The sequence below is a fragment of the Streptomyces sp. NPDC026206 genome (genome assembly GCF_040638465.1).
Lineage (GTDB): Bacteria > Actinomycetota > Actinomycetes > Streptomycetales > Streptomycetaceae > Streptomyces.
In genome coordinates, this window is sequence record NZ_JBEZYL010000012.1 from 1 (window position 1) to 26864 (window position 26864).

The 26864-nt window shown below is 70.2% G+C and carries 29 protein-coding genes and 1 rRNA gene; 10 read left to right on the forward strand and 20 right to left on the reverse strand.

The genetic code is table 11. The annotated features are described in order from the left end of the window. Both AB0F13_RS18145 and AB0F13_RS18150 read right to left on the reverse strand, forming a co-directional pair. Positions 1 to 87: ribosomal RNA gene (locus tag AB0F13_RS18145) — 16S ribosomal RNA — on the reverse strand; the annotation flags it as partial. Between the two features lie 558 nt (positions 88 to 645). Next, positions 646 to 1308, reverse strand: a complete 663-nt coding sequence (locus AB0F13_RS18150) for a DNA-3-methyladenine glycosylase (RefSeq protein WP_362082693.1) — start codon at positions 1306 to 1308, stop codon at positions 646 to 648. Between the two features lie 56 nt (positions 1309 to 1364). Here AB0F13_RS18150 and AB0F13_RS18155 point away from each other — a divergent pair, with 56 nt between their 5' ends. Then, a complete protein-coding gene (locus AB0F13_RS18155; RefSeq protein WP_362082696.1) occupies positions 1365 to 2147 on the forward strand; it encodes a sporulation protein in 783 nt (260 codons plus the stop codon). Between the two features lie 75 nt (positions 2148 to 2222). On the opposite strand, the gene AB0F13_RS18160 is transcribed toward AB0F13_RS18155, so the two are convergent. Together AB0F13_RS18160 and AB0F13_RS18165 are read right to left on the reverse strand one after the other, a co-directional pair. After that, entirely contained in the window at positions 2223 to 2654 is a 432-nt protein-coding gene (locus AB0F13_RS18160) for a barstar family protein (RefSeq protein WP_362082699.1), read from the reverse strand. Continuing rightward, positions 2651 to 3091 (reverse strand): ribonuclease domain-containing protein, encoded by a 441-nt coding sequence (locus AB0F13_RS18165; protein WP_362082702.1) that lies wholly within the window; start codon positions 3089 to 3091, stop codon positions 2651 to 2653. Before AB0F13_RS18165 ends, AB0F13_RS18160 begins: the two co-directional genes overlap by 4 nt. A gap of 142 nt (positions 3092 to 3233) precedes the next feature. On the opposite strand from AB0F13_RS18165, the gene AB0F13_RS18170 reads away from it, so the two are divergent. After that, positions 3234 to 3773 (forward strand): YbhB/YbcL family Raf kinase inhibitor-like protein, encoded by a 540-nt coding sequence (locus tag AB0F13_RS18170; protein WP_362083109.1) that lies wholly within the window; start codon positions 3234 to 3236, stop codon positions 3771 to 3773. A 299-nt stretch (positions 3774 to 4072) separates the two neighbouring features. Here AB0F13_RS18170 and AB0F13_RS18175 read toward each other — a convergent pair whose 3' ends face one another. The 4 genes from AB0F13_RS18175 to AB0F13_RS18190 form a co-directional block, all read right to left on the reverse strand. Next, positions 4073 to 4846 carry a sulfite exporter TauE/SafE family protein gene (locus AB0F13_RS18175; RefSeq protein WP_362082705.1) on the reverse strand — a complete coding sequence of 258 codons (774 nt, stop codon included), beginning with the start codon at positions 4844 to 4846 and terminating at the stop codon, positions 4073 to 4075. Positions 4847 to 5027: 181 nt separating this feature from the next. After that, the gene (locus AB0F13_RS18180) at positions 5028 to 5975 is read right to left on the reverse strand and encodes an SPFH domain-containing protein (RefSeq protein ID WP_362082708.1); all 948 of its coding nucleotides are present in this window, start codon (positions 5973 to 5975) and stop codon (positions 5028 to 5030) included. A gap of 164 nt (positions 5976 to 6139) precedes the next feature. Beyond that, positions 6140 to 6562: an NfeD family protein gene (locus AB0F13_RS18185; protein WP_362082711.1), complete on the reverse strand. Its 423-nt coding sequence runs from the start codon at positions 6560 to 6562 to the stop codon at positions 6140 to 6142. A gap of 67 nt (positions 6563 to 6629) precedes the next feature. Beyond that, positions 6630 to 7439: an ABC transporter ATP-binding protein gene (locus tag AB0F13_RS18190; protein ID WP_362082714.1), complete on the reverse strand. Its 810-nt coding sequence runs from the start codon at positions 7437 to 7439 to the stop codon at positions 6630 to 6632. 92 nt (positions 7440 to 7531) lie between these two features. Here AB0F13_RS18190 and AB0F13_RS18195 point away from each other — a divergent pair, with 92 nt between their 5' ends. Continuing rightward, positions 7532 to 8338, forward strand: a complete 807-nt coding sequence (locus AB0F13_RS18195; protein WP_362082717.1) for a hypothetical protein — start codon at positions 7532 to 7534, stop codon at positions 8336 to 8338. A 112-nt stretch (positions 8339 to 8450) separates the two neighbouring features. Here the strand turns inward: AB0F13_RS18195 and AB0F13_RS18200 are convergent, their stop codons facing one another. The 4 genes from AB0F13_RS18200 to AB0F13_RS18215 form a co-directional block, all read right to left on the reverse strand. Next, entirely contained in the window at positions 8451 to 8840 is a 390-nt protein-coding gene (locus AB0F13_RS18200; protein WP_362082720.1) for a chaplin, read from the reverse strand. A gap of 187 nt (positions 8841 to 9027) precedes the next feature. Further along, positions 9028 to 9279 (reverse strand): chaplin, encoded by a 252-nt coding sequence (locus AB0F13_RS18205; protein ID WP_362082723.1) that lies wholly within the window; start codon positions 9277 to 9279, stop codon positions 9028 to 9030. A gap of 176 nt (positions 9280 to 9455) precedes the next feature. Next, entirely contained in the window at positions 9456 to 10106 is a 651-nt protein-coding gene (locus AB0F13_RS18210) for a response regulator transcription factor (protein ID WP_362082726.1), read from the reverse strand. After that, positions 10099 to 11277 (reverse strand): GAF domain-containing sensor histidine kinase, encoded by a 1179-nt coding sequence (locus tag AB0F13_RS18215; protein WP_362082729.1) that lies wholly within the window; start codon positions 11275 to 11277, stop codon positions 10099 to 10101. The genes AB0F13_RS18210 and AB0F13_RS18215 overlap by 8 nt, the downstream gene beginning before the upstream one ends. A gap of 157 nt (positions 11278 to 11434) precedes the next feature. Between AB0F13_RS18215 and AB0F13_RS18220 the strand changes: the two genes are divergently transcribed. Continuing rightward, positions 11435 to 12133, forward strand: a complete 699-nt coding sequence (locus AB0F13_RS18220) for a nitroreductase family protein (RefSeq protein WP_362082732.1) — start codon at positions 11435 to 11437, stop codon at positions 12131 to 12133. A gap of 360 nt (positions 12134 to 12493) precedes the next feature. Continuing rightward, a complete protein-coding gene (locus AB0F13_RS18225) occupies positions 12494 to 13195 on the forward strand; it encodes a transglycosylase SLT domain-containing protein (RefSeq protein WP_362082735.1) in 702 nt (233 codons plus the stop codon). Between the two features lie 92 nt (positions 13196 to 13287). Here the strand turns inward: AB0F13_RS18225 and AB0F13_RS18230 are convergent, their stop codons facing one another. Further along, the gene (locus AB0F13_RS18230; RefSeq protein WP_362082738.1) at positions 13288 to 15870 is read right to left on the reverse strand and encodes an FHA domain-containing protein; all 2583 of its coding nucleotides are present in this window, start codon (positions 15868 to 15870) and stop codon (positions 13288 to 13290) included. 239 nt (positions 15871 to 16109) lie between these two features. Between AB0F13_RS18230 and AB0F13_RS18235 the strand changes: the two genes are divergently transcribed. Together AB0F13_RS18235 and serB are read left to right on the forward strand one after the other, a co-directional pair. Continuing rightward, a complete protein-coding gene (locus AB0F13_RS18235; protein ID WP_362083112.1) occupies positions 16110 to 17759 on the forward strand; it encodes a streptophobe family protein in 1650 nt (549 codons plus the stop codon). A gap of 169 nt (positions 17760 to 17928) precedes the next feature. Then, positions 17929 to 19161 (forward strand): phosphoserine phosphatase SerB, encoded by a 1233-nt coding sequence (gene serB / locus AB0F13_RS18240; RefSeq protein WP_362082741.1) that lies wholly within the window; start codon positions 17929 to 17931, stop codon positions 19159 to 19161. A 48-nt stretch (positions 19162 to 19209) separates the two neighbouring features. On the opposite strand, the gene AB0F13_RS18245 is transcribed toward serB, so the two are convergent. From AB0F13_RS18245 to fabG, 6 genes are all read right to left on the reverse strand, one after another. Then, the gene (locus AB0F13_RS18245) at positions 19210 to 19728 is read right to left on the reverse strand and encodes a histidine phosphatase family protein (protein ID WP_362082744.1); all 519 of its coding nucleotides are present in this window, start codon (positions 19726 to 19728) and stop codon (positions 19210 to 19212) included. 89 nt (positions 19729 to 19817) lie between these two features. Beyond that, on the reverse strand, positions 19818 to 20039 hold the full coding sequence (locus AB0F13_RS18250) for a hypothetical protein (RefSeq protein ID WP_362082747.1): 222 nt from the start codon (positions 20037 to 20039) through the stop codon (positions 19818 to 19820). A gap of 203 nt (positions 20040 to 20242) precedes the next feature. Beyond that, positions 20243 to 20359 carry an SGM_5486 family transporter-associated protein gene (locus AB0F13_RS18255; protein WP_362082750.1) on the reverse strand — a complete coding sequence of 39 codons (117 nt, stop codon included), beginning with the start codon at positions 20357 to 20359 and terminating at the stop codon, positions 20243 to 20245. Between the two features lie 33 nt (positions 20360 to 20392). After that, the gene (locus tag AB0F13_RS18260) at positions 20393 to 20734 is read right to left on the reverse strand and encodes a hypothetical protein (RefSeq protein ID WP_362082753.1); all 342 of its coding nucleotides are present in this window, start codon (positions 20732 to 20734) and stop codon (positions 20393 to 20395) included. A 161-nt stretch (positions 20735 to 20895) separates the two neighbouring features. Then, entirely contained in the window at positions 20896 to 21666 is a 771-nt protein-coding gene (gene fabI, locus AB0F13_RS18265; protein ID WP_362082756.1) for an enoyl-ACP reductase FabI, read from the reverse strand. Between the two features lie 5 nt (positions 21667 to 21671). After that, a complete protein-coding gene (gene fabG, locus AB0F13_RS18270) occupies positions 21672 to 22376 on the reverse strand; it encodes a 3-oxoacyl-[acyl-carrier-protein] reductase (RefSeq protein WP_362082759.1) in 705 nt (234 codons plus the stop codon). Between the two features lie 206 nt (positions 22377 to 22582). Between fabG and AB0F13_RS18275 the strand changes: the two genes are divergently transcribed. Further along, complete coding sequence (locus AB0F13_RS18275) at positions 22583 to 24112, forward strand: TldD/PmbA family protein (protein ID WP_362082762.1); 1530 nt, start codon at positions 22583 to 22585, stop codon at positions 24110 to 24112. Between the two features lie 178 nt (positions 24113 to 24290). After that, positions 24291 to 24515: a hypothetical protein gene (locus AB0F13_RS18280; RefSeq protein ID WP_362082765.1), complete on the forward strand. Its 225-nt coding sequence runs from the start codon at positions 24291 to 24293 to the stop codon at positions 24513 to 24515. Positions 24516 to 24669: 154 nt separating this feature from the next. Here the strand turns inward: AB0F13_RS18280 and AB0F13_RS18285 are convergent, their stop codons facing one another. Continuing rightward, positions 24670 to 25632, reverse strand: coding sequence for an RICIN domain-containing protein (locus AB0F13_RS18285; protein WP_362082768.1), 963 nt, complete (start codon positions 25630 to 25632; stop codon positions 24670 to 24672). A gap of 476 nt (positions 25633 to 26108) precedes the next feature. On the opposite strand from AB0F13_RS18285, the gene AB0F13_RS18290 reads away from it, so the two are divergent. Continuing rightward, positions 26109 to 26516, forward strand: coding sequence for a peptidase inhibitor family I36 protein (locus AB0F13_RS18290; protein WP_362082771.1), 408 nt, complete (start codon positions 26109 to 26111; stop codon positions 26514 to 26516). The last annotated feature ends 348 nt before the right edge of the window (positions 26517 to 26864 follow it).

The following is a 26864-nucleotide window of genomic DNA, read 5'->3' on the forward strand; positions in this document are numbered from 1 at the left end:
CCACCCCGAAGGGCTTCATCGTTCGACTTGCATGTGTTAAGCACGCCGCCAGCGTTCGTCCTGAGCCAGGATCAAACTCTCCGTGAATGTTTACCCGGCAACCGGGTGACACTCGCGTTGAGCGGCACAACCAGGCGGAATAGGCCCGGTCGTGCACAGCGTCCTCGCTGTGTGTTGCCTACCCGACCCGAAGGACCGGTAGGACTTTCAAAGGAACCGCGTCCCGATCCTCACGGACCGGAGACGGGGTATTTTATAGTCTGGCGTTGACTTTTGGCACGCTGTTGAGTTCTCAAGGAACGGACGCTTCCTTTGTACTCACCCTCTCGGGCTTTCCTCCGGGCGCTTCCCTTCGGTATTTCGTGTTCCGACTCTATCAGATCCTTTTCCGTGCCCCTGCTTCGTAATGTCGCAGTCGGCTCGAATTTCGTTTCCGATTCCCCGTCGGCGGGGTGTTCACTACGTTAGCGGATTTCCCCGGCGGCTCCTAATCGAGCCGGATCGTCATCGTATTTCGGCATAGCGAAATACGACCCCGATCAAAGGGTGGTCCTCGTTGTAGTGGTTGTGCCGCCCAGCGGTACGCGCACACGGCGCTGCCCGTCTCAAGCGGCTCGCCTACGTTAGGCCCTCGCGGCTGCGGAGTCAAGCACCGTCCTTCGTACGGTCCTTTCCCCTGTTCCGCGGTACGTGCGCCCGGTACGAACTGACCGTCCGGTCGCCGTCCACCCAGAACCGCCACGGGTGGAGCGCGCCCTCACCGCCCACCCCCGTCCTGGGGCCGTTGCGCACCCGGTCGGCGGGGACGGGGTGGCCGGTCAGGACGGACAGGGGGCTGTCCGGGCCCGTACAGATGTCGATGCCGTTGAGGCCGCGATCCACGTCAAGAGCCGTGGCGAGGCGTGCCGGGCCCTGGGCGAGCTCGCGGTCGTGGCGGGCCTTGGGGCGGCGGCCGCGGGCGAGGTCGATGCCCCTGATCACTTCGCCGCCGCGCAGGAGGACACCGCTCGCGGTGCCTTCGGGGCCGCAGACGAGGTTCAGGCTGAACCACATCCCGTAGATGAAGTAGACGTAGGCGTGGCCCGGCGGGCCGAACATCGACGCGTTGCGTTCGGTGCGGCCTCGGTAGGCGTGCGACCCGGGGTCGGATGCACCGTTATATGCCTCGACCTCCGTGATGCGGACCTCGATCGGTCCCTCGGGGGTCGTACGGACGAGAGTGCGGCCCAGCAGCTCCGGCGCGACCTCCAGTACGGGACGGTCGAAGAACGCTCGGTCGAGTGGCATACGGTCAGGCGCGGCGATCATGCCGGTCGAGCGTACTGGAAGGGTCCGGGATTCGGTCCTGGCCCGGGGAGGTAGAGATGGTTTTCAAGAAGCTCATGGCGAGCCTGGGTGCGGGCGGGGCCTCGGTCGAGACCGTGCTGTTCGAGGAGAACGTGGTCCCGGGCGGCGTGGCGCAGGGTGAGGTGCGCATTCAGGGCGGCTCGGTCCCGCAGCGGATCGAGGGGCTGTCGGTGGGGCTGCAGGCTCGCGTCGAGGTGGAGGCCGAGGACGGCGAGTACAAGCAGGACGTCGAGTTCACGCGCGTGCAGCTGGGCGGGGCGTTCGAGGTGCAGGCGGGGGCGGTGCACGCGGTGCCGTTCGGGCTGGAAATTCCCTGGGAGACGCCGATCACCACCTTCCTGGGCCGGCACCTGACCGGGATGAGCGTGGGGGTGACGACGCACCTGGCGATCGCCCGCGCGGTGGACTCGGGGGATCTCGATCCGGTGAACGTGCACCCGATGCCGGCACAGCAGGCCATCCTCGACGCGTTCGGGCAGCTCGGCTTCTCCTTCAAGAGCGCCGACCTCGAGCGTGGCCACATCGGCGGGACGCGGCAGCGGCTGCCCTTCTACCAGGAGATCGAGTTCCATGCGCCGTCGCAGTACCGGGGGCTGAACGAGGTTGAGCTGTCGTTCGTCGCGGACGATCGTGAGATGGATGTCGTCCTGGAGATGGACAAGAAGCCGGGCGTGTTCAGCTCGGGCAGTGACACCTACCGGTCGTTCACGGTGGATCTGCACTCGTACGCGCAGACCGACTGGGCGGCCTACCTGAACCAGTGGCTGGCGGAGGTCGGCGGCCGGCGCAGCTGGCTCTGATGCGGGCGGGGCGGGGGTGCGCCCGTGGATGCGTCGGCGCATATGCCGGCGCGCCCCCGCGCTCGCGCGTCGTTCTCAGGCGAGCAGCACCGTCAGAGGCGCCTCGTCGTCGGCCCAGAAGTCGACGGCGTCGCTGAGGACCGCCTCGGCCGTCCGGGCTTCGGCGGGGGCGGACTTGCGGAAGGTTCCCCAGTCCTCGGCGAGCAGCAGGTAGCCGCGGGATTTGCCGGCCTTGCGCCACCAGGAGAGGTCCGTGAGGCAGTCGGCGAGGGCGTCCCAGTTGTGGCCGAACCAGTCGGGGAACTCCAGGTCCGTTGCGCAGTGGTCGAGGAAGGCCGCCTTGTCGTGGACGCCGTCGAGTCGTAGCCGGGCCGCCTTCCAGTCGGCTTCGGCCGCCAGTGCCATGACGTGTGACGGGGCGTCGGTGGGGGGCAGGTGGTAGACGCCGGGAGGCGTGGTGGCGTTGAGGATTCCGGGGAGTCCCGGGGCGGGCAGCAGGCTGGTCATGGGTGCACCACCGCTTCGAAGGTCTGGTAGTGGTCGCTGGTGTAGAAGCGCTCGGCGTGTTGGCCGGTGATGATGCGGCGGGCGCCACGGTTGCGCGAGCCCGGGGTGGGGACGGTGTACTCGTGGTAGTAGCCGCGGGCCTGCTTGGGGAGCCGGTTCTCGTAGTTGCCGAAGACGGTGCCGTCCTTCTCGTAGGGGAAGGGTCCTCCGACGGCGATGAGTTCGAGTGTGCGGCGGGCCTCGGGCGGCAGCCGGTCCTCGGGGACGGTCTTCATGCCCTTCGCCCAGGAAGGGACCGTGCCGGGTGCGGTGGAGGGGGTTCTCGTGGACGGCGTGGCCGTGGCGGCGGGGTTCTTCTCCGTCTTCTGGCTTCCCGACGAGCACGCGGGCAGCAGCAGGAGGGGGAGGGCGGCCAGCAGTACGGTCAGGGCGCGCATGACGTGGCGCGCCGGTCGCTGTCGTCCGATTTGTCGAAGTACATGAAGCACACTCCATATGGTCGCAGTCCGTACTGCCGTGCCCTGGTTAGGCTGGCGCATTGACCTGTCCGCGCGTACTGGAGGTGTCCCAGTGTCCGACGTGTCCGAGCAGAAGCGACGACCGCTGCCCCACGACTTTCATCCGCAGGTGCCCTCGTTCGCCGTGGTCAGCGAAGACGTGTCGCTGGGGGTGAAGCTGAAGAACGATCAGGTGTATGCGGGGGGCAATCTCTCGCCCGAGCTCCGCTGGGACGGTTTCCCCCCGGAGACGAAGAGCTTCGCCGTGACGTGCTTCGACCCGGACGCGCCCACGGGCAGCGGATTCTGGCACTGGGTTCTCTTCGACATCCCGGCCACCGTCACCGAGCTTCCCACCGGCGCGGGCAGCGGTGACATGAAGGGGCTTCCCGAGGGTGCCGTGCACGCGCGCAACGACTACGGCTCGCGTGACTTCGGTGGTGCCGCGCCGCCGCCCGGGGACGGGCCGCACCGCTACGTCTTCACGGTGTACGCGGTGGACCAGGAGAAGCTGGGGCCCGACGCGGACGCATCGCCGGCCGTGGTGGGCTTCCACCTGCGGTTCCACGCGCTTGCGCGGGCGCAGCTGATCGGTGAGTACGAGGCGTCGGCGGCGGACTGAGCTCCGTACACCGCGTCAGGCGCGGGTGGGCGTCCGGAAATTCCGTTGCGCATCGCAGCTCCGGATCGCACAGTGGTGTTGCTTGACTGTCGGCTACGCATGCGGCCGTCAGGCAGCAGGCACCGCAGTGGCGGGGGCGGTGTGGCGCTTCGCGCCGGCCGTCTGCCGGAGTCCGGCTCCATGCCGGGTGGCCGCGCCTGCTGCTGAACGCTCCGGGCCCGTGATTTCTACGGGGGAAGGGCCCGGAGCGTTACCCCCGTCCCTTCCCCCTCTCCCCGGCTCTCCGGGGCGCGGCGCCGCTATCTGAGCAGCATTTGGACGATCGCCACGGTGCCGACCGCGACGATGACGCCGCGCAGCACCGTGGGTGACAGCCGGCGGCCGATCTTCGCGCCTATCTGGCCGCCGATCGTGGAGCCGACGGCGATGAGCAGGGCGGCGGTCCAGTCGATGTCGGCGACGCAGACGAAGAAGAGCGCGGCGACGCCGTTGACGATGACGCCGAGGACGTTCTTGAGGGCGTTGACGCGCTGGAGTTCGTCGTTGAGGAGGACGCCCATCAGGGAGAGGTACATGACGCCCTGGGCCGCGCCGAAGTAGCCGCCGTACGCGCTTGCCAGCAGCAGTCCGGCGAGGAGGGCGGGGCCGCCGTCGGTGGGTGCCTGGGTGCCGTTGCGTTCGCGGCGGCGGGCGAGGGCGCGGGCGAGCCGGGGCTGGAGGATGACCAGCACGAGGGCGAGGGCGATGAGGGCGGGCACGATCGCGTCGAAGGCTTTCGACGGGAGTGCGAGCAGGAGGATCGCTCCGGTGAGGCCGCCGATGAGCGCGGTGACGCCGAAGCGGATGACGCGGCCGCGCTGTCCGCGCAGTTCGCGGCGGTAGCCGATGGCGCCGCTGAAGTTGCCGGGGACCAGGCCCAGGGTGTTGGTGACGTTGGCGGTGATCGGGGGCAGTCCGGTGGCGAGGAGCACCGGGAAGGTGAACAGGGTGCCCGAGCCGACGATGGTGTTGATGGTGCCGGCGCCGATGCCGGCGGCGAAGACCGCGAGCGCTTCCCAGATGGACAAGGCCATCTCCTTCAAGATCAGTGTGTCGCCTCCCCGCCGTGAGAGGTCGAGGGGCCGCACTGATCATGCACGAAACCGCTCATGCATGGATAGGGAAGGAACGCTCCTTCGGGAAGCGATCGCGGTGGGGACTGCTCGGCCGGCCGGGACCGCCGCGCGCGTCAGCCGGCCGGGGGCCGCCGCGCCGTCAGTCGATCGGGGGCCGCTCGCGGCGCGGGGTCTCCTTCGCGGGCTTCGGCCCGCCGCCTCCGCCACCCGCCATGGGGCCGAAGTTGCCGACGGCGCCACTGAGGCCCTTGAGGGCGTCGCCGATCTCGCTGGGAACGATCCAGAGCTTGTTGGCGTCGCCCTCGGCGATCTTCGGGAGCATCTGCAGGTACTGGTAGGCGAGGAGCTTCTCGTCGGCGTCGCCGGCGTGGATGGACTCGAAGACGGTGCGGATGGCCTGGGCCTCGCCCTCGGCGCGGAGCGCGGCGGCGCGGGCCTCGCCCTCGGCGCGCAGGATCGCGGACTGCTTCTCGCCTTCCGCGGTGAGGATCTGCGACTGGCGGATGCCTTCAGCCGTGAGGATCGCGGCGCGCTTGTCACGGTCGGCGCGCATCTGCTTCTCCATCGAGTCCTGGATGGAGGTCGGCGGTTCGATGGCCTTGAGCTCGACGCGGTTGACGCGGATGCCCCACTTGCCGGTGGCCTCGTCGAGGACGCCGCGCAGGGCGGCGTTGATCTCCTCGCGGGAGGTCAGGGTCCTCTCCAGGTCCATGCCGCCGATGATGTTGCGGAGGGTGGTGACGGTGAGCTGCTCGATGGCCTGGATGAAGCTGGAGACCTCGTAGGTCGCCGCGCGGGCGTCGGTCACCTGGTAGTAGATGACGGTGTCGATGTTGACGACGAGGTTGTCCTGGGTGATCACAGGCTGGGGCGGGAACGGCACGACCTGCTCACGGAGGTCGATGCGGTTGCGGATGGAGTCGATGAAGGGGACGACGATGTTCAGGCCCGCGTTGAGGGTGCGGGTGTAGCGTCCGAAGCGCTCGACGATGGCGGCGCTGGCCTGCGGGATGACCTGCACCGTCTTCATGAGGGCGATGAAGACGAGCACCACCAGGATGATCAGGACGATGATGATCGGTTCCATCGTGGCTCCAGCTCCCCGTGCCGTTGTCGTTGGTCTACAGCAGGCGTGTCGTCGATCGCGACGGTGACCGCCGATCGTTGATCGTCGTGGTGGAGTCTTTCAGAAGCCGGTGCCGCCGTGCAGGCGTTGAGGCCGACTCGTCCACTTCGCGACGATCCCGGCCTTCACATGACCACGGCCGTCGCGCCGTCGATCTCGACGACGTCCACGTGCTGCCCCACCTCGAAGCTGCGCTCGTCGTCGAGGGCGCGCGCCGACCAGATCTCGCCGGCGAGCTTGATGCGGCCGCCGCTGCCGTCGACCCGTTCGAGGACGACGGCCTGCCGGCCCCTGAGGGCGTCGATGCCCGACTTGTGCACAGGGCGGCGTGAGCGCTGCCGGTTGGCGATCGGGCGCACGACGGCGATGAGGGCGACGGAGACGACGGCGAAGACCACGACCTGGATCACCATGCCGCCGTGCAGGGCCGCGGTGATCGCGGCGGCGACGGCTCCGACCGCGAACATGCCGAACTCCGGCATGGCGGTCACGACCAGCGGAATGCCCAGCCCGACGGCGGCTACGAGCCACCACACCCATGTGTCCACATGGTCATGGTAGGGGCGCGAGCCGCTCGGCGGACAGGGCGCGGGGGCGTCCCGGGCGCCGGGGGCGTCAGGACATGGACAGGCCCTGGGCGGTCCAGCGGTCGCCGCGGCGCTCGACGACCAGGGGCAGGCCGAAGCAGTGCGAGAGGTTGCGGGAGGTGAGTTCGAGCTCGAGTGGGCCGGCGGCGAGCACCTTGCCCTGGCGGATCATCAGGACATGGGTGAAACCGGGGGCGATCTCCTCGACGTGGTGGGTGACCATGATCATCGAGGGTGCGAGCGGGTCGCGGGCGAGCCGGCCGAGGCGGCGTACGAGGTCCTCGCGGCCGCCGAGGTCGAGGCCGGCGGCGGGCTCGTCGAGCATCAGCAGCTCGGGGTCGGTCATCATCGCGCGGGCGATCAGGGTGCGCTTGCGCTCGCCCTCGGAGAGGGTGCCGAACTTGCGGTTCAGGTGGTCGGTCATGCCCAGGACGTCGAGGAAGGCGCGGGCGCGCTGCTCGTCGACCGCCTCGTAGTCCTCGTGCCAGGTGGCCGTCATGCCGTAGGCGGCGGTGAGGACGGTCTCCAGGACGGTCTGACTGCGCGGCAGCTTGTCGGCGAGGGCGATGCCGGCCATGCCGATGCGCGGGCGCAGCTCGAAGACGTCGACCGCACCGAGCTTCTCGCCGAGGATCCGGGCGGTGCCCTTGCTCGGGAAGAGATAGCTGGAGGCGACATTGAGGAGGGTGGTCTTGCCGGCGCCGTTGGGGCCGAGGATGACCCAGCGCTCGCCCTCCTTGACCGACCAGGAGACCTGGTCCACCAGAGCCCGGCCCTCGCGGACCACGGATACGTCCACCAGTTCCAGCACATCGCTCATGAGCGCGTTGTCTCCCATTGCAGTCGCGTCGTCGCTTGCGCCTGTCGGCGCAGTCCCCAGGGAAAAACCTACGCCACCGGTTGTCGGTGCCAGTCCTTAGGCTGGGGGCCATGCTCGATGAACATCGCTCAGGACGGCTCACCGCGTGGGGAAATGCCCTTCTTGCCGGATTTGCCGCACCGGATGACGCGGCTCACCACATCACCGGAAGTGACGCGGTCCACCGTGTCACCGGTCTGCCCGGCGAGTCCGGGCCGGTCGGGCTCACGCTGGCGCTGGGCCGGCTGCGGACGCTCGGGGCGACGGGGCTCCGGCTGGCGCTCCCGGCGCCGGGGCACCCCCTGGGGCTGAGCGGGCCGCCGGAGTTCAACGCCCGCGCCCTGGAGGCCGAGGAGGCGGTGCTGGCCCCGGGTGCCGCGCTGGGGCTCGTCCCGGAGGTGTACGAGGCCGGGCCCGCGGGCGATGTGCACGTGGAGGTCCTGTGGCACTGCCTGCCCGTGCAGGACGCCCCGCCCGCGGACGTGCCGTCGCTCTCGGAGGCCGAGCGGGAGCTGGCGGAGGCGCTGCGGGAGGCGACCGAGGTGCTCACCCGGCTGGACGTGGCCGGCTCCGGCCCGGTGGCGCAGGCGGCTCTGGAGGCGTACCGGGCGCGGGCCGAGCGTGGGCGTGAGGTGCTCGCGCCGGGGTACCCGTCGCGCGCGGCGCGGGTGCTGGAGCTGGCGCAGCGGGTGGGGGCGCTGATCTCCATCGCGTACGAGCCGGGGTACGGCGAGGGGCGTGAGCACGGTGGTGCGGTGAGCGCGTCGGAGATCGCCGCACGGGCGGCGGCGCTGCGGCCGGTGGAGCGCACGGCCCGGCGGGCGCAGGTGGCCGCGTACAACGCGATGGTCGAGGAGCGGGACCGGCGGGGGCACTGACGGCGCCGACGGCGCCTGCCGGGCACACAAGAGGAAAGGCCCCGCGGACCTGTCGGTCCGCGGGGCCTTTTCCTGCACATCCGCGCGTCACCGGTGGGACGCGGGGCGTCGATCAGTGACGGCCGTCGTCGTGGCCGCCGTCGTGGTGACCGTCCTCGTGGTGACCACTGTCGTGGTGGCGGCCCTCGTGGTGACGGACGCTCTCGTGGTGGATCTCCTCGTGGTGGACTTCCCTCCGGGGAGAGTTGTTCACGCAGGTGTTCCCGAAGGTCGGGTTCAGGAGGGCGATGATGTCGATGGTGTTGCCGCAGATGTTGATCGGGATGTCGATCGGCACCTGGATGACGTTGCCCGACACAACGCCCGGCGAGCCCTGCGTGACACCCGAGGCCTGCGAACCGGCGAAGTCGTCTCCGTCGTAGGCGACGGCGGGCACGACGGAGGCACCGAGGGCGACACCTGCGGCGGCCAGAGCGAGGGCGGCCTTCTTGGCAGTGTTCATGTGGTGGTCTTCCTTTTGATGACTGACCTGGTCGGGCCCTGCCACGGGCCCTGCACTGATGAACGCCAATGAACCGCCGATGGCACGGCCATCGGCGGTTTTTGCCCTCATTCGGACGATTGATCACCCTCGGATGTCGGCTCCGCCGGAGCGGAGCCGACCGCCCGACTGGGCGGGTCGCGCCTGATTACTCGTTGACGCAGGTGTTGCCCGCCGACGTGTTGAAGGAGCCGACCACGCTGAGGGTGTTGTTGCAGAGGTTCACGGGCACCTCGACCGGCACCTGGATGACGTTGCCGGAGGCAATGCCCGGGTTGCCCTTCGACTCGGCGAGCGCGCCGACGTGCCCGCCGCCGTGCGCGGAAGCGGCACCAGCACCGGCGAGGGCGAGACCGCCCACGGCGAGCGTGACAGCAGCGGCCTTCTTGATGTTCTTCACTCTTCCAATGACCTTCCTGAGAGTGTTGCCAGAGCGTCGCCACGGCCGGCAGCCGCGGTTACGCCATGGAGAACGGGTCAGGGCCATTCGGGTTGCGCCATCAGACGGGTTATCACACGACCGCATGAATCTCTGATCAGAACGCGACGTTCCGTTACCGCCCGCGCAGTGCGCTCTCAGGCCCCTATGCCATGGCGGACGGCCCACAGCGCCGCCTGCGTACGGTCGGCGAGGTCGAGCTTCATCAGGATGTTCGAGACGTGCGTCTTGACGGTCTTCTCGGACAGCACGAGCGCCCGCGCGATCTCGCGGTTGGACCGGCCGTCCGCGATCAGGGCGAGCACCTCGCGCTCCCGGTCGGTGAGCGCGTTGCCCCTCCCCTGCCCCCCGCCGCCCGCCTCGTCCCGGGAGAGCAGGGCGTCGGCCACCTCGGGCTGCAGCAGTACGTGCCCGGCGTGCACGGACCTGATGGCACCGGCCAGGGCGTCGGGGTCGACGTCCTTGAAGACGTAGCCCGCAGCTCCGGCCCGCAGGGCGGGGATGACCGTGCGCTGCTCGGTGAAGCTGGTGACGATCAGCACCCTGGCGGGGTTGGCCAGCTCCCGGAGCCTGCGCAGTGCCTCGATGCCGTCCGTGCCGGGCATCTTCACGTCCATGAGGATGACGTCCGGGCGCAGCTCCTCGGCGCGGTCGACGCCCTCGGCGCCGTCCGCGGCCTCCCCCACCACCTCGATGTCGCCCTGGACCTCCAGGAAGGTACGCAGTCCCCTGCGGACCACCTGGTGGTCGTCGACCAGGAGCACCTTGACGATCCGTTCCTCAGCCACCGGGCACCTCCATTTCGATCGTGGTGCCCTTGCCGGGCTCCGAGACAACGGTGAGCGTGCCGCCGACCCCGCCCGCCCGGTCCCGCATGGACACCAGGCCCAGGTGGCGGCCGGCCCGGCGGACGGCGGAGGGATCGAAGCCGTCGCCGTCGTCGGTCACGCGCAGGGCCGCGCCGTGCCCGAGGCGGGCGAGGGTGACGTCGACGGTGGCGGCGCCGGAGTGGCGCAGGGCGTTGTGCAGGGCCTCCTGCGCGACGCGCAGCAACGCCTCCTCCTGGGCGGCCGGCAGGGCGCGCAGGCCGTGGGCGGTGAAGGTGACGCGGGCCGCGTGGGCCCGGTCGAGGACGTTGACCTGGGTACGCAGGGTGGCGACGAGCCCGTCCTCGTCGAGGCCCGCGGGGCGCAGCTCCACCACCGCGGCGCGCAGTTCGTCGGCGGCCTCCGCGGCGAGCCGGGCGACCTCGTGCAGCTCGCCCTTGGCGCGGGCGGGGTCGCGGTCGACCAGGGCGGTGGCGGCCTGGGCGGTCAGGCGCAGGGAGAAGAGTTTCTGGGAGACGGCGTCGTGGAGCTCGTGGGCGAGGCGGGCCCGCTCCCCGGCGATGGTCAGCTCGCGGCTGCGCTCGTACAGGCGGGCGTTGGTGAGGGCTATGGCGGCGTGCTGGGCGAGGACGCGCAGGAGCTCCTCGTCCTCGGCGGTGAAGGCGCAGCCGTCCTCGGTCGCGGGGCACACGGGATCCGGCGGTGCCGCCCCGGGGGAGCACCGCTTGTTGGCGAGGAACAGGGCACCGAGGATCTCCTCGCCGTCGGCGACCGGCATGCCGAGGAAGTCGCTCATGTCGGGGTGGGCGGTGGGCCAGCCCTCGAAGCGGGGATCCTTGCGGACGTCGGCCAGGCGCTGGGGGGTGGCCTCCTGGAGCATGGCGGCGAGGATGCCGTGCTGGCGCGGCAGCGGGCCGATGGCCTTCCACTGTTCGTCGTCGATGCCGTCGACGACGAACTGGGCGAAGCCTCCGTGGTCGTCGGGGACGCCGAGGGCGGCGTACTCGGCGTCGAGGAGCTCGCGGGCGGAGGCGACGATCGTCTGGAGGACGTCGCGCACCTCCAGGTGCCGGCTCATGGCGAGGAGCGCGGTGCTCACGGCGGTCAGGCCGGAGCGTGGGCCGTTGGTCATGGCCTCACGGTACCCAGGGGCGGGGGGCGGGGTATCGGGCCTGCGGTGGCAGGGCCGTGGGGCGGGAGGCCTAGGCCGAAGGGCCTTCGGGCGGGGCCGCGGGACCGAGTTTCGCCATGTACGCCTCATCGGCGTGCGGTGCGGGCAGACTCCGGGCATGTCTATACCAACGCAGTGGACACCCACTCACGGCGATCCCTACCGGCCGGTGCCCTACCGCCCCGAGCGGATGCCCGCCGAGGAGTCCCTGGCCCGTGCGGCCGCCCTGCGGGAGCGGATGGAGCGGCGGCGGACCGTGCGGCGGTTCTCCCCCGACCCCGTACCGGAGCAGGTGGTGCGGGACGCGATCGCGTGTGCCGCCACCGCCCCCTCCGGGGCGCATCAGCAGCCATGGACGTTCGTCCTCGTCAAGGACCCCGGGGTGCGGCGGCGCATCCGTCAGGCCGCGGAGGAGGAGGAACGCCTCTCCTATGAGGGGCGGCTCGGCGAGGAGTGGCTGGCGGCGCTGCGGCCGCTGGGCACGGACGAGGTCAAGCCGCACCTGACGGACGCGCCCGCGCTGATCGTGGTCTTCCAGCAGCGGTACTGGCTCGGCGAGGACGGCGGCAGGCGCAAGCACTACTACGTGGACGAGTCGGTCGGCATCGCGGTGGGGATGCTGCTGTCCGCCCTGCACCTTTCGGGGCTCGCGGCCCTGGTGCACACGCCGAGCCCGATGCGCTTCCTCTCCCAGGTGCTGGGGCGGCCGGTGAACGAGAAGGCGTTCGCGGTGATCCCGGTGGGCTACCCGGCCCCGGACTGCGAGGTCCCGGACCTGGTGCGCAAGAGCCTGGACCAGGTGCTGGTGGAGGTCTGACCGCACCTCCGCCCTCGCGCATTTTCCGTTAGCAAACGCTCCGCACAGTAGCGGCCACACCGCGTGAGCGCGAGCGCCCTGCGGTGTGAGCCCGCTCATGGGACGCACATCACGTACGAAGCCGCCTAGTACGACCATAAAGCGGCCATAAGTCACCCTCCGAGCAGGCACGGGGGCGCCCTGCCGGGACCTTCGTCCCGGCCCTTACAACGAAGCGAGGTAGTACATCGCACCTTTGCCACACGTTTTTGCAGCCGCTAACAATTGCCCAGCCGCAGGGCGCCGTCGAATCGACGCGGCGCTTTTTTCGCGCCGATCCGGGCCACTGCGACTCACGCGATTGGAAGAGGTTCAGCTCATATGCGCTCCCCCATCTCCGGTTATAGCCGTCTCACGAAGACCCACAAGTTCTCCGCCGCCGGCATCGCCGCGGCCGGTGCCGCAGCCCTGGCCTTCGCAGTCGTCCCGAACGGCTCCGCCGACGCCGAGCAGACCGTCGCCGTGAAGCCGGTCGCCTGGAACGCCTCCTCCTTCGGTGAGACGCAGCAGAACGAGCTGACCAAGCAGTCGGACAACGCCGCCAAGCAGGCCAAGGCCCAGGCCGAGGCCAAGAAGAAGGCCGACGCCGAGGCCGCCGCCAAGGCGAAGGCCGACAAGGAGCGTGCCGACAAGGAGGCCGCGAGCCGCTCGCAGGCGCGCAAGCCCGTCCAGGCCGCTCCTGCCCCGGCGCCCAAGACCTACGCCAACAACCTTGACGGCTGGATCAAGGAGGCGATGGACGTCATGAAGACCAAGGGCATCCCGGGCAGCTACAACGGCATCTACCGCAACATCATGCGGGAGTCGACCGGCAACCCCAACGCCATCAACAACTGGGACTCCAACGCCGCCGCCGGCATCCCCTCCAAGGGCCTGCTCCAGGTGATCGACCCGACCTTCAAGGCGTACCACGTCGACGGCACCTCCTGGAACATCTACGACCCGGTCGCCAACATCACCGCCGCGTGCAACTACGCGTGGAAGGTCTACGGCTCCATGGACAACGTCAACTCGGCGTACTGAGTCCGGCCTCTTCCCGGCGCTGAGAACACCGCACACGCCGAAGGGCGGCACCCGTTCAGGGTGCCGCCCTTCGGCGTGTGCGGTGCCGGCCGTTACTTGCGCATCACCTCGGGCTCGTGGCGGCGCAGCAGGCGCGCGACCACGAAGCCGCACAGGACGCCGATGGCGATGAGGGCGATCATGTCGATGCCCCACTGCGCGGCGGTGTGCTCCCAGAGCGGGTCGAAGTTGGTGGGGGCGTTCTTGTCGAACGGGGCCATGATGTGCGAGAGGTCCAGGGTGGCGCCGGCCGCGGCGATGGCCCAGCGGGCCGGCATCAGCCAGGCGACCTGCTCGATGCCCGGAGAATCGTAGATCTTGAACATGATGCCCGTGAAGACGACCTGGACGATCGCGAACATCACCAGCAGCGGCATGGTCTTCTCGGACGTCTTCACCAGGGACGAGATGACCAGGCCGATCATCATCGAGGTGAAGCCCAGCGCGGTGATCACCAGGCAGAGCTCGACGGCGGGCAGGGCCTTGAGGACCACACCCTCCGTCGGCAGCTTCCGCACCGAGAAGCCGATCGCCGAGATCATGACGGCCTGCACCGCGGTGATCAGGCCGAGGACGACGACCTTGGACATCAGGTACGCGGACCGGGACAGGCCGACGGCCCGCTCCCGCTCGTAGATGACCCGTTCCTTGATCAGCTCACGGACGGAGTTGGCCGCACCGGAGAAGCACGCGCCGACCGCGAGGATCAGCATGATCGTGCCGGCGTCCTGGTTGAAGTGGCCCTTGCTCGGTGCGGCGAGCCCGAAGTCGGACGGGATCACCGTGCTCACCCCGCCGAGGACGGCCGGGAGGAACAGCATCAGGCCGATGAAACCGCGGTCGGAGGCGATGACCGAGACGTACCGGCGCATCAGCGTCCACAGCTGCGAGCCCCAGCTCTGGGCCTTGGGCGGGCGCACCATCTGCGGCTGTACGTGTACGGACTGGGGGGCGACGGCATCGATGTCGGCGGCGTACATCTGGTAGTGCTGCGAGCCGCGCCAGCGGCCCGACCAGTCGTAGTCGCGGTAGTTCTCGAAGGCCGAGAAGACGTCCGCCCACGTCTCGTAGCCGAAGAAGTTGAGCGCCTCCTCCGGCGGGCCGAAGTAGGCGACCGAGCCGCCCGGTGCCATGACGAGCAGCTTGTCGCAGAGCGCGAGCTCGGCGACCGAGTGGGTGACCACCAGGACCGTGCGGCCGTCGTCGGCCAGGCCGCGCAGCAACTGCATGACGTCGCGGTCCATGCCCGGGTCGAGGCCGGAGGTGGGCTCGTCCAGGAAGATCAGCGAGGGCTTGGTCAGCAGCTCCAGTGCGACCGAGACGCGCTTGCGCTGGCCGCCGGAGAGCGCGGTGATCTTCTTGTCCTTGTGGATGTCGAGCTTGAGCTCGCGCAGCACCTCGTCGATGCGGGCCTCGCGCTCGGAGGCCGCGGTGTCGCCGGGGAAGCGGAGCTTGGCCGCGTAGCGCAGCGCCTTACGGACGGTGAGTTCCTTGTGCAGGATGTCGTCCTGCGGGACCAGACCGATGCGCTGGCGCAGCTCGGCGAACTGCTTGTAGAGGTTGCGGTTGTCGTAGAGGACGTCGCCCTGGTTGGCGGGCCGGTAGCCGGTCAGCGCCTTGAGCAGCGTGGACTTTCCGGAACCGGAGGGGCCGATGACGGCGATCAGCGACTTCTCGGGGACGCCGAAGGAGACGTCCTTGAGGATCTGCTTGCCGCCCTCGACGGTCACCGTGAGGTGGCGGGCGGAGAAGGAGACGTCACCGGTGTCGACGAACTCCTCGAGCCGGTCGCCGACCAGCCGGAAGGTGGAGTGACCGACACCGACGATGTCGTTGGGGCCGATGACCTGCTGGCGGACCGGCTGACCGTTGACATAGGTGCCGTTGTGGCTGCCGAGGTCGACGATCTCGAAGCCGCCGGCGGTGGCGCGGAACTCGGCGTGGTGCCGGGAGACCTGGAGGTCGGAGACGACCAGCTCGTTGTCCAGCGCACGACCGATGCGCATCACCCGGCCCACGGCCATCTGATGGAAGCTGGTCGGGCTGCGGTCGCCGTAGACCGGCGGTGCGCCCGCGGCGCCGCCCGGTGCCTGCGGGGACGGTGCGGCCTGCTGCGGGACGTACGACTGCTGCGCTTCCTGCTGCTGCCAGGATCCCTGCTGCTGCGGGGGGTGCTGGTACTGCTGCCCGGGCCAGCCGTGGCCGGCGGCCGGCTGCCCGGGGTGGCCCTGCCGGCCCGGCTGCTGGTACTGCTGCGGGGCCTGCTGGCCCTGCTCCAGGGGCGATGCCAGCGCCGTCTGCGCGCTGTAGAGGTCCGCGGCCGGGGCCGCCGCGGCGCCGGACAGGTTCAGCCGCGGGCCGTCCGTCGCGTTGCCGAGATGCACGTCCGAGCCCGGGCCGATTTCCATCTGGTGGATCCGCTGGCCCTGCACATAGGTGCCGTTGGTGCTGCCGTGGTCCTCGATGACCCAGCTGTGGCCGCCCCAACGGATGGTGGCGTGCCGCCAGGAGACGCGGGCGTCCTCCAGCACCATGTCACCCTGCGGATCACGTCCGAGGGTGTATGACCGGGACGGGTCCAACGTCCAGGTCTGTCCGTTCAATTCCAGTACGAGTTCCGGCACTCCATGCCCCACTACTTGTCCCCCGATGAGCCCCCTGCATGGGGAGTCTAGGGATGGCGAACATCGGGAGGAACTATTTCAGGCGCAGTCCCCCAACCGGAAGTCGGGAGTGACGCGACCGTGTACCGGGCCTGTAACAGGCGCCGTTGACCGATACGAAACCCGCCCCGACAGTAGTAACCGGCCCGGGATGCGATGGATGCGTACGGATCATGAGCATCCGGGCACTGGCAGGCACCCGGGGGGCCGTGATGACCATGGGCAGCAGCAGGCGCGCGGCATGGGGCGCGGACCTGCTTCTCACCGCGATAGCCGCTGTGAGCTGGTCTTTTCTGACCATGGCCGGGGTCGCGGCCCTGGGGTTGCACCTCCTGGGCGCGGATGTGGCGGGCTCGCTGGGGCCGATGACCGCGGCAGTGGTCGTCCTCGCGGTCGGCGGCTCGGTCACCCCCTCGGGCTCGGTCGAGGCGTTCGGGCTGACAGGCGCGGGGGCGCACACCAGCATCGACATCGCGCCACTGGGCGTGAGCCTGACGGGGGCGCTGCTGCTCGGCTGGGTCTTCGCCCGGTCCCTGCGCGGCCTGGGGGCGACCGTGCGCGGCGGGGAGCTGGCCGCGCGGGCGGGCGCGGTGGCCGCCCTGTTCCTGCTGCTTCTCGGCGGGCTCGCCTGGGCGGGCTCCTCCACGGTCACCATCGACGGCGGCGGGCTGGGCCTCGGCGGCCCGGGGAGCGGGAACAAGAGGCCGCGGCTGGAGATACCGGGCCTCGGGGACATCGGGGACATCGGCGGCGGTCTGCCGGACCGGATCGCGGGCCTGGCCGACGCCAAGGCCTCCGTCGGCTTCTCCGTACAGGCCGGGCCGTCGCTGCTGGGCGGGCTGGTCTGGGTGCTCGCGGTCCTGCTGATCACGCTGCTGGTGGCCCGCCGGGCCCCGCTGCCGCGCGCGGTGCGGGCGGCGCACCGGACTGTCCGCCCGGCGGCCTCGGCGCTGTGTTCCGTGCTGGTGCTGTCCGTCGTGGCCGGCCTGGCGGCGGCGGTGACCGCGGCCGCGGGCGACGGCCACCCCCGCCGGGTGATCGGTGCCGCGCTGCTCGGGGCGCCGAACGGGGTGTGGCTCGGGGTGCCGCTGGGACTGTTCGTGCCCTTGCGGGGCTCGGCGAGCGGGTCGCTGCTGCAGGTGCTGCCGCACCCGATCGACGACGTGCTGCGCGGCGGTACGGACCGGGCCGTGACGGTGGGCCGGCTGGCGGAGCTGCAACCGCTGGTGTGGCTGCTGCCGGTGGCGTGCGCGCTGCTGATGCTGACGGCCGGGGTGCTCACGGCGGCCCGTACGCCCAGCGGCGAGGAGCGCCCGGTGGCGTTCGCCGCGCGGTGCGGGGCGGCGCTGGGGGCGGCCGCGGCCGTGGCGCTGCCGCTGCTGACGCTGACGACCCGGGTGCGGGCGGACGCGAGTCTGTCGGTGCTGGGCATCGACGCCATGGGGGCGGGTCTGGAGCTCGGTGGGAGCGTGCCGTACGCGGCGGCGCTGGGCGCGGTGTGGGGGTTCGGCGCCGGGGTGGCCGGCGGGCTGCTGGCGTGCGCGACGGGCGCGGCGGGCCGGCGGGCCTCGCCCTGGGCCCGGGGGCCGCGGCCGGACGGTCGTACCTACCCCGACCTGGCGTACCGGCCGGGGCCGTACACGCCGTCGCCGGGTTACCGGCCCGCGCGGGACGAGACGAATCCGTATCTGCGGCCGCCGGGGGAGGATCCATTCAGTGCGCCGACGCAGACGAGCCGTGCCCCCGGGCCTCCGCCACGGCTGCGGCGGCCGCCGCAGCGGCCCGGGTACCGGTACGGCTCCTCGCCGGTGCCCCCGCCGGACGACCGGCCGCCACCGCCGCTCGGTGGGCGCCGCGGGTAGGGACCTTTCCTCTCCCCGCGCCTTCCCTCCCCCAGCTACCGCTGGGAGGTGCCTCAGGGGCTCCGCCCCCGGACCCCCGGTCCTCGAACGCCGGACGGGCCGGTTCTCGTTCCGCCCAGCGGGACACGTGTACGGGTCCGGCCCGGAGCCCGATACCGTAGGCATCACCATGAGCGCATCGCAGACCCCGCCTGTCACCGCCGTCACCGGCGACGATGTCCCCACCCTCCTCGTCAAGATCTTCGGGAAGGACCGGCCGGGCATCACCGCCGGGCTGTTCGACACCCTCGCCGCCTACGCCGTGGACGTCATAGACATCGAGCAGATCGTCACCCGTGGCCGGATCACCCTGTGCGCGCTGGTCACCGCTCCCTCGGGGGACGGCGTGACCGAGGGTGACCTGCGGGCCACGGTGCACAGCTGGGCGGACTCGATGCACCTGCAGACCGAGATCATTTCGGGCCGGGGCGACAACAGGCCGCGCGGTACGGGCCGTTCCCATGTCACCGTGCTCGGCCACCCGCTCACCGCCGAGTCGACGGCCGCCATCGCCGCCTGCATCACCGACACCGGCGGCAACATCGACCGCATCTTCCGGCTCGCCAAGTACCCGGTGACGGCGGTGGAGTTCGCGGTCTCCGGCACGGAGACGGAGAAGCTGCGCACCGCGCTGGCCACCGAATCGGCGGCGCTGGGCGTGGATGTGGCCGTCGTGGCGGCCGGTCTGCAGCGGCGGGCGCAGCGGCTGGTGGTGATGGACGTGGACTCCACCCTCATCCAGGACGAGGTCATCGAGCTCTTCGCGGCCCACGCCGGCTGCGAGGCCGAGGTGGCCGGGGTGACGGCGCGGGCGATGCGGGGCGAGCTGGACTTCGAGCAGTCGCTGCACGAGCGGGTGGCGCTACTGGCGGGGCTCGACGAGTCGGTGGTGGAGAAGGTACGGGCCGAGGTGCGGCTCACGCCGGGCGCCCGGACCCTGATCAAGACCCTGAAGCGGCTCGGTTTCCAGGTCGGGGTGGTCTCCGGCGGCTTCACGCAGGTCACGGACGATCTGCGGGAGCGGCTGGGCCTGGACTTCGCGTCCGCCAACACGCTGGAGATCGTCGACGGCAAGCTGACCGGCCGGGTGACCGGGGAGATCGTGGACCGGGCGGGCAAGGCCCGGCTGCTGCGCCGCTTCGCGGCGGAGGCCGGGGTACCGCTGTCGCAGACGGTCGCGGTCGGCGACGGGGCGAACGACCTGGACATGCTCAACGCGGCGGGTCTGGGTGTCGCCTTCAACGCCAAGCCCGTGGTGCGGGAGGCGGCGCACACCGCCGTGAACGTGCCCTTCCTGGACACCGTGCTGTATCTGCTGGGCGTCACCCGCGAAGAGGTCGAGGCGGCCAACACCCACGAGTGAGGGTGCCGGGGACGCGGGCGGCCGCACTTCCGGTCGTCACCGTACGTCCTACTCGTGCGGGGCCCAGAAGGCGACCAGGCGGGCCGCACCGTGCTCGACGGTCTTCCACGAGCCGCTGAACTCGAGCACCGCGATCGCGGCCGTGGGGAAGCCGGAACGGTTCATCCGCGGCAGCAGGTCGCCCTCGGACTCGCCGGCCAGCGCGTCGGCCAGGGCGTGCATGCCGGGGTTGTGCCCGATGAGCACCACGTCGTCCACCTCGTCGGAGACCTCGTTGAGCAGCGCGATCAGCTCGCCGAGCGAGGCCTCGTACATCCGGTCCTCGTAGACCGTCCGGGGGCGCTCCGGCAGCTCGTGGACGGCGAGCTTCCAGGTCTCCCGGGTGCGGGCGGAAGTCGAGCACAGGGCCAGGTCGGGGGTGATGCCGGAACCGGCGAGCCGGCGGCCCGCGACGGGGGCGTCCTTGCGTCCACGGTCGGCGAGCGGCCGTTCGTGGTCGGACTCGTCCGACCATTCGGCCTTGGCGTGCCGGAGGATGATGATCCTGCGGGTCGTCTCGGAGCTCATGCCGTCCAGCTTCGCATGAAACGCACGGTGAGGCGCGGGGTGTTGGCAGGCTTACCCCCGCAGGGTGGCGGCCCCTCGCACGCGGGCGCTCACGGCGCCAGGCGCTCGGCCGAGTGCCGCACGAGCTGGACCACGCGCGCCATCGAGCCGCCCCCGGCGCCCGGGCCACTGTCCGCCGAGGCGGGCGACGCCGGCAGGCAGAACAGCGCGACGAACGCGGCTATGGGCAGCGCCAGGGCCCACCACGGCAGCCGGGTCTGCGGCCGGGCCCGGGAGCTGGCGGGGGTAGGGACCTGCCTGCCGGCGGACATGCGGATCGCCTCCGAGCGTTCGGTTCACCGCCACGTCGCGGTGTCCTACGAACCTACAAAGAGCACCTCGCGCCGCCCATCCGGCAACCCACCCACTTACCCCTGACGCCGTCCCCCTAGGGGACGGTGGGGGCAGCCCCACCCCGGGCAGCGGGCCTGCGGCGCCGCCGCGCGGGTCGGGGAGAGGCGTCAGGGAAGAGGCGTCAGGGAGAGGCGATCGTCGCGATCACGCTGATGACGACGGTGATGCCGAGCATCACGCCGAGGATGGTCAGCAGGGCCTTCTGGCCGTTCTTGGGGTTCTCGTCGAGGACGGGCATGGCACCAGTCTCCCACCCCCTTGCGGACCGCCGTCATCCGGGCGTATGGGTCACCCAGGCGCGGCGTATCCCCAGCCAGCAGCGCTGGGCGAGCGTGACGTGGCGGGCGGGTCCGACGGTGACGGGCGCGGTGTCCATGGCGGGGTCCCACCAGCGGGCGCACTCCAGGTGCAGCTGGACGCGGTCGAGTACGGCATTGCCGTTGAAGCAGTGGGTGGTGGCGTGGGACCCGTGGACGCGGGTGTGGCACTCCGCCTCGTGCGGGGCTTCCGGCGCCACGGGTCCGGCGGGAGCGGCGCTCGCGGTCGGCGCACCACCGAGGGCTACGGTCGCCAGCAGGAGCAGCGCCGCCGTGCGGCGAGCGGGGAAGCGCATGGCCCGTACCTCCTCCCTGGAACCCCAGTGTGCGGGCGTATGCCGCGCCGCACGACCCGGGAACGCGCGATGCCCGTCCCGGGGGGTTCCGGGACGGGCATCGGTTCACGCGTCGGCGCACCGGTTCATTCGTCGGCGCCGTTCGGCGGCGTTCGGGGCGGTCAGGCGCCCATCATGTGCACGCCACCGTCGACGTGCACGATCTCGCCCGTGGTGCGGGGGAAGAAGTCCGACAGCAGACCGACCACGCCGCGGCCGGCCGGCTCGGGGTCGGCCAGGTCCCAGCCGATGGGGGCGCGGTGGTTCCATACGTCCGCGAGCTCCTCGAAGCCCGGGATGGACTTGGCGGCCATCGACTTGATGGGGCCGGCGGAGACCAGGTTGCAGCGGATGCCCTTGGGGCCGAGGTCACGGGCCAGGTAGCGGTTGGTGCCCTCGAGGGCCGCCTTGGCCACGCCCATCCAGTCGTACTTCGGCCAGGCGATCTGCGCGTCGAAGGTCAGGCCGACGACCGAGGCGCCCTGCGGCATCAGCGGCAGGCAGGCCATGGCCAGCGCCTTGTACGAGTAGGCCGAGACCTGTACCGCCGTGGAGACGTCCTCCCAGGTCGCCTCCAGGAACTTGAAGGCGCCCTGCGGGCCGAAGGCGATGGAGTGCACGATGCCGTCGAGACCGGCGTTGTCACCCTGGAGTTCACGGACCTTGTCGGCCAGCCCGTCGAGCTGCTCCTGGTTGGTGACGTCCAGCTCGATGACGGGCGCCGGCTTGGGCAGCCGCTTGGCGATGCGCTCGACCAGCGACAGCCGGCCGAAGCCGGTCAGGATGACCTCGGCGCCCTCGTTCTGGGCGACCTTCGCCGCCTGGAAGGCGATCGAGGACTCGGTGAGGACACCCGTGACGAGGATGCGCTTGCCTGCGAGGATTCCACTCATGGCGATCAGTGACCCATGCCCAATCCGCCGTCGACAGGAATGACGGCTCCGGTGATGTATGCGGCGTCCTCGGAGGCGAGGAAGCGGACCGAGGCGGCGATCTCCTCGGGCTGCGCGTAGCGGCCCAGCGGGACGTTGCCGACGATTCCCGCGCGCTGCTCGTCGGTGAGCACGCGGGTCATGTCGGTGTCCACGAACCCGGGCGCGACGACGTTGACGGTGATGTTGCGGGAGCCCAGCTCGCGGGCGAGCGAGCGGGCGAAGCCGACGAGGCCGGCCTTGGAGGCCGCGTAGTTCGCCTGGCCGGGCGAGCCCATCAGGCCGACGACGGAAGAGATCAGCACGACGCGGCCCTTGCGGGCGCGCAGCATGCCCTTCGAGGCGCGCTTGACGACCCGGAAGGTGCCGGTGAGGTTGGTCTCCACCACCGAGGAGAAGTCCTCCTCCGACATGCGCAGCAGCAGCTGGTCGCGGGTGACGCCGGCGTTGGCCACCAGCACCTCGACCGCGCCCTGCTTCTCCTCGATCTCCTTGTAGGCCTGCTCGACCTGCTCCGAGTCCGTGATGTCGCACTTCACGGCGAGGAAGCCGGCGGGCGGTTCCCCCGAGCGGTAGGTGATGGCGACCTTGTCGCCCGCTTCGGCGAACGCGCGGGCGATAGCGAGGCCGATGCCACGGTTTCCTCCGGTGACGAGAACCGAGCGGCTCAAAGGATCACCCTTCCGTTTCGTTCCAATAGGTGTTGCTGAATACACCGAACGTATAGGTAGAGGTCGCGGAAGAGACAATCGACCTGCGACAGGGGCGGCCCGCAGTCCCTGTTGGATCTCTACAGAACCGGGTACGCCGGTTGCCCGGCCGCGGGCCGCCGACGGCATGGTTCACTGCGGACACACACCGAGAAGGAGAGTGGACCGTGCCGCATGAAATCGACCCTTCGTTTCTCGCGCTGCCGCTGCGCCCCTTGGCCGACGCGGCCCTCGCGCGGGCGCGGGCGCTGGGTTCCGAGCACGCGGACTTCCGCTTCGAGCGGGTGCGCAGCGCCTCGTGGCGGTTGCGGGACGCCCGGCCGTCGGGGTCCTCGGACGCCACCGACCTGGGATACGCGGTGCGTGTGGTGCACGGTGGGACGTGGGGCTTCGCCTCGGGTGTGGATCTGACGATGGACGCCGCGGCGCGGGTGGCGTCGCAGGCGGTGGCGATGGCGAAGCTGTCGGCCAAGGTCATCGCCGCCGCCGGGTCCGACGAGAGGGTGGAGCTGGCGGACGAGCCGGTGCACGAGGAGCGGACGTGGGTGTCGGCGTACGACATCGACCCCTTCACGGTGCCGGACGCCGAGAAGACGGGGCTGCTCGGGGAGTGGAGCGAGCGGCTGCTCAGGGCGGAGGGCGTCACGCACGTGGACGCGACGCTGACGACCGTGCACGAGAACAAGTTCTACGCGGACTCCGCCGGAACGACGACCACCCAGCAGCGCGTGCGGCTGCACCCGCAGCTCACGGCCGTCGCGGTGGAGGAGGCCACGGGCGGATTCGACTCCATGCGCACCCTCGCGCCACCCGTCGGGCGGGGCTGGGAGTACCTGACGGGCACGGGCGGCTGGGACTGGGACGCCGAGCTGGCGGAGATCCCCTCGCTGCTCGCCGAGAAGATGCGCGCGCCGAGCGTGCGGGCGGGCTCGTACGACCTGGTGGTCGACCCGTCCAACCTGTGGCTGACCATCCACGAGTCCATCGGCCACGCCACCGAGCTGGACCGGGCGCTGGGCTACGAGGCCGCGTACGCGGGCACCTCGTTCGCGACGCCCGACCTGCTGGGCACGCTCAAGTACGGCTCGAAGATCATGAATGTGACCGGGGACCGCACCGCCGAGCACGGCCTGGCGACCGTCGGGTACGACGACGAGGGCGTCGCGGGCCAGTCCTGGGACCTGGTCAGGGACGGCGTCCTCGTCGGCTACCAGACGGACCGGCGGATCGCGAGCCTCACCGGACTGGGGCGGTCCAACGGCTGCGCGTACGCCGACTCGCCCTCGCACGTGCCCGTGCAGCGGATGGCGAACGTCTCGCTGCGGCCCGCGCCGGACGGGCCGTCGACGCAGGAGCTCATCTCCGGGGTCGACAACGGCATCTACGTGGTCGGCGACCGGTCGTGGTCGATCGATATGCAGCGGTACAACTTTCAATTCACGCAGCAGAGGGCCTACGCGATCCGCAACGGCCGCCTGGCCGGGCAGCTCCGGGATGTTGCCTACCAGGGAGTCACCCCCGAGTTCTGGGGCTCCATGGAGGCGGTCGGAGGACCCCGGACCTACGTGCTGGGTGGGGCTTTCAACTGCGGAAAGGCCCAGCCGGGGCAGGTTGCCGCGGTGTCTCACGGGTGCCCGTCCGCACTGTTTCGGGACGTGAACATCCTCAACACTTCGGATGAGGCAGATCACGCCTGACAGGGCGTCCGCTCGGGGTGCGAAGTCTGCACCGGGTCGACACGGCGTCACGGCGAACCCCTTGCGCTGGAACGCACTCCAAGGCGCCCAACCGCGTTCGGTACCGAACGTTTCTCGACTCGTGCGGCAGCACAGGACTACGAGGGCACGGTCCGAACGCCCTTGCCCAGGAGGAACTATGCGAGCATCTCGCGCACTCATCGTGGCCGGAGCCGCGATGGCCATGCTGCTGGCCGGCTCTGGAGGCGCCTCGGCTGTAGGGGTCGAGTACGGCGTCACTTCAGGCAACGGCTCCATCCTGGGCGGCAATCAGGTCATCGCGCCTATTTCGATTCTGATCACTGTCTGTGGCAACGCCGTCGCCGTTCTCGGCATCAGTGGCTCGGGCTGCCTCAAAGGCTGAGCCCAGCAACCCCGGACAGGACAGGTACAGGCCCAGGGCGGCGCCGAGCCGGCCTATCCGCAGCATCGAGGGGGGCAGCGCTCCGCCTCGGCCTTCCGCACTCGGGCGGAAATGGCCGAAGGTGGGGCAACAGTCAACCGTCAACCGTCAACCGTCAACCGGTCGAGAGGAGTCGCCAGGATTGGTTCTTGCCGCCGATGCAGGACCACTGCTGCAGGTGCGTTCCCTGGCTAGGTGCGGTCAGGGCTGGGTTGTGGGCATCGAGGCACTTATGGCTGTGGTACGAGCGGATTTGCCACGTGTTATCTGCGCGGCGCTCCAGGTACCACAGCTGGTTGGATCCACCGTGGCAGGGCCACTGTATGATCCTGGCCCCGTCATGAGTCCCAAACCCCTGGACGTCCAAGCATTTTCCGCTGTTCTTTGCCACGATCTCGAATTTGTTCTGGAATACTCCGCCGTTACTGGTCCGAGGTGCTCTGAACTGAAATCGTTGATTGTCTCCTCCGGTCCGAACCCAAACGATCAGCTTTGCCGCGTTGTCGGTGCTGCCGCGAAAGACGTCGGCCACAAGTACATGCCGACCGTCGCGCTCCCGGGTGTCCGCACTCTGCATCAGGTAGTTGCTCTCCGGGTGGAGGAACGGGTGCGGGACAGGATTCCACCAATTGTTCCGGTCGGCAGTCGCCACCCAGTTGCTGGGCGCTCGTTCCGCGTCCCCACGTGCATTGTCCCGCGCGTGAGGCGCGACGCAGACGTTGTCGCCGGGGACCGCGTTGCGGGCAACGAAGCCTGACTTGCATCGGCCCGTAGCGGGATCGCGGTAAAAATTACTGAAATAATTCTCAAGGCCAATATCGCTCTGCCTTGAGGCGCCGATGCAGACGTGATCGTTGGGTGTGGTGAGGCGCCATTTGGTGCCCCCTACACAGGCGTCGGGGCTGGGGGGAGCCTCTGTTGTCGCCGCCAGGGTTGTGGCTGCGCCCGCTTGGGTGGCTCCCAAGACGGTGCTCATCAGGATTCCGGCCGTGAGGAGCCCGGGCCTGGTCTTCTTGCGAAGAACAGTCTTTGCTCTGACGCGGGACCGCACGTCCCCAGAACGCTTCGTTTCGAACATGGCTCTGCCACCTTCGCGTCTTGCAACGTAACGCAGCTCGATGGCGGGACCGTTCCGCGATGCACGATTCAGGCATCGGGAACGCGACTGATGCAGCCGGCTGGCTGTCCCGGTTCCAAGCACCCCTCATTTGCGGTGCCCGTACTTGGCTACCGTGCTTCTCCCACCAGGGTGCACCCTCGCCTTTGCATACGCATGTTCGGTCCCGTACTCGAACGGTATGCCCGCACACGCCGCGGGGCCCCTTGTGCCAGACGGTGCTCCGCGCCGCCCTGCACCCCGAGCACCAGGCAGTGCCGGACCTCACGCCGCCCACCGTGCCGGGCTTCCGATCGGACAGTCCCTGGCTCCGGCTCAGCTCACGCCCCACGCAGGCGGACTCTGTGGTCATTCGGTGCAGACCTCGTACGGCGCAGGCGCAGCATGGGCGCGTCTTTTACCGTTGCCCTCAAGGAGTACACAGCAAAGGAGCGTTGATGAGGAAGAAGCTCTCTGCACTGCTCGTAGCGGTGGCCGCCGCAACCGCCGCTGTGGTGCCGGTCTCCACGGCACACGCGGCCGACGGGTACGACCGGTGCCCCGACGGTTACTACTGCCTGTTCTCGGGCCTCGACGGAACCGGTGACATGATCAAGCTCAGGGGGAACACCCCGGATCTCGCGGCGCTCGGCATGAACGACCGGGCCAAGTCGGACTGGAACCGGACGCCCTCGACCATCTACCTCTGGTCCGATGCGAACTACAGCGGCTGCACGGCGGTGACCTCTGCCGGCCCGACCGGCAAAGGCAACTTCTTCCCTACGTACCAGGACTTCTTCAGCTCGGTGCAGTTCGACGGCCCGGGCGGCCCGAGCTGCGGCACACCGCCCGGAGAGGGCGGCTGAGCTTTACGGGCCGGTCCGGCTCCACCTGCAAGGGGCGGTGATCCGGCCTCGCAGTCCCGGCACCGCCAGGTGATCACGACTGGTGTCCGATGGCGAGGGGACAGATGGGGGGCGGGCTCATAGGTCGAGGTGCCGGGGTCGTGGTGGCTGGGCGCCGTACTCACGCCGTCGCGGATGCGGGCGCACGAGGAGACCGCGCCACCGGCCGTGGCCGAGGAGGAGCGGGTAGCTGCCCCGATGTGGCCGGGCCCGGTGGGGGCGCTCCGCTCAGCTCGCCACCATCGTGGCCGGGCGTCCGGTCGACGGATCTGTGGGTGGTGCTGCGTTATTGGTTGTGGTGACGGCGGA

Coding starts and splice junctions, on each gene's coding strand:
- AB0F13_RS18150 (WP_362082693.1), bottom strand. CDS start 1,308: ATGATCGCCGCGCCTGACCGTATGCCACTCGACCGAGCGTTCTTCGAC.
- AB0F13_RS18155 (WP_362082696.1), top strand. CDS start 1,365: ATGGTTTTCAAGAAGCTCATGGCGAGCCTGGGTGCGGGCGGGGCCTCG.
- AB0F13_RS18160 (WP_362082699.1), bottom strand. CDS start 2,654: ATGACCAGCCTGCTGCCCGCCCCGGGACTCCCCGGAATCCTCAACGCC.
- AB0F13_RS18165 (WP_362082702.1), bottom strand. CDS start 3,091: ATGCGCGCCCTGACCGTACTGCTGGCCGCCCTCCCCCTCCTGCTGCTG.
- AB0F13_RS18175 (WP_362082705.1), bottom strand. CDS start 4,846: ATGGCCTTGTCCATCTGGGAAGCGCTCGCGGTCTTCGCCGCCGGCATC.
- AB0F13_RS18180 (WP_362082708.1), bottom strand. CDS start 5,975: ATGGAACCGATCATCATCGTCCTGATCATCCTGGTGGTGCTCGTCTTC.
- AB0F13_RS18190 (WP_362082714.1), bottom strand. CDS start 7,439: ATGGGAGACAACGCGCTCATGAGCGATGTGCTGGAACTGGTGGACGTA.
- AB0F13_RS18195 (WP_362082717.1), top strand. CDS start 7,532: ATGCTCGATGAACATCGCTCAGGACGGCTCACCGCGTGGGGAAATGCC.
- AB0F13_RS18200 (WP_362082720.1), bottom strand. CDS start 8,840: ATGAACACTGCCAAGAAGGCCGCCCTCGCTCTGGCCGCCGCAGGTGTC.
- AB0F13_RS18215 (WP_362082729.1), bottom strand. CDS start 11,277: ATGACCAACGGCCCACGCTCCGGCCTGACCGCCGTGAGCACCGCGCTC.
- AB0F13_RS18220 (WP_362082732.1), top strand. CDS start 11,435: ATGTCTATACCAACGCAGTGGACACCCACTCACGGCGATCCCTACCGG.
- AB0F13_RS18225 (WP_362082735.1), top strand. CDS start 12,494: ATGCGCTCCCCCATCTCCGGTTATAGCCGTCTCACGAAGACCCACAAG.
- AB0F13_RS18235 (WP_362083112.1), top strand. CDS start 16,110: ATGACCATGGGCAGCAGCAGGCGCGCGGCATGGGGCGCGGACCTGCTT.
- serB (WP_362082741.1), top strand. CDS start 17,929: ATGAGCGCATCGCAGACCCCGCCTGTCACCGCCGTCACCGGCGACGAT.
- AB0F13_RS18245 (WP_362082744.1), bottom strand. CDS start 19,728: ATGAGCTCCGAGACGACCCGCAGGATCATCATCCTCCGGCACGCCAAG.
- AB0F13_RS18250 (WP_362082747.1), bottom strand. CDS start 20,039: ATGTCCGCCGGCAGGCAGGTCCCTACCCCCGCCAGCTCCCGGGCCCGG.
- AB0F13_RS18255 (WP_362082750.1), bottom strand. CDS start 20,359: ATGCCCGTCCTCGACGAGAACCCCAAGAACGGCCAGAAGGCCCTGCTG.
- AB0F13_RS18260 (WP_362082753.1), bottom strand. CDS start 20,734: ATGCGCTTCCCCGCTCGCCGCACGGCGGCGCTGCTCCTGCTGGCGACC.
- fabI (WP_362082756.1), bottom strand. CDS start 21,666: ATGAGTGGAATCCTCGCAGGCAAGCGCATCCTCGTCACGGGTGTCCTC.
- AB0F13_RS18280 (WP_362082765.1), top strand. CDS start 24,291: ATGCGAGCATCTCGCGCACTCATCGTGGCCGGAGCCGCGATGGCCATG.
- AB0F13_RS18285 (WP_362082768.1), bottom strand. CDS start 25,632: ATGTTCGAAACGAAGCGTTCTGGGGACGTGCGGTCCCGCGTCAGAGCA.
- AB0F13_RS18290 (WP_362082771.1), top strand. CDS start 26,109: ATGAGGAAGAAGCTCTCTGCACTGCTCGTAGCGGTGGCCGCCGCAACC.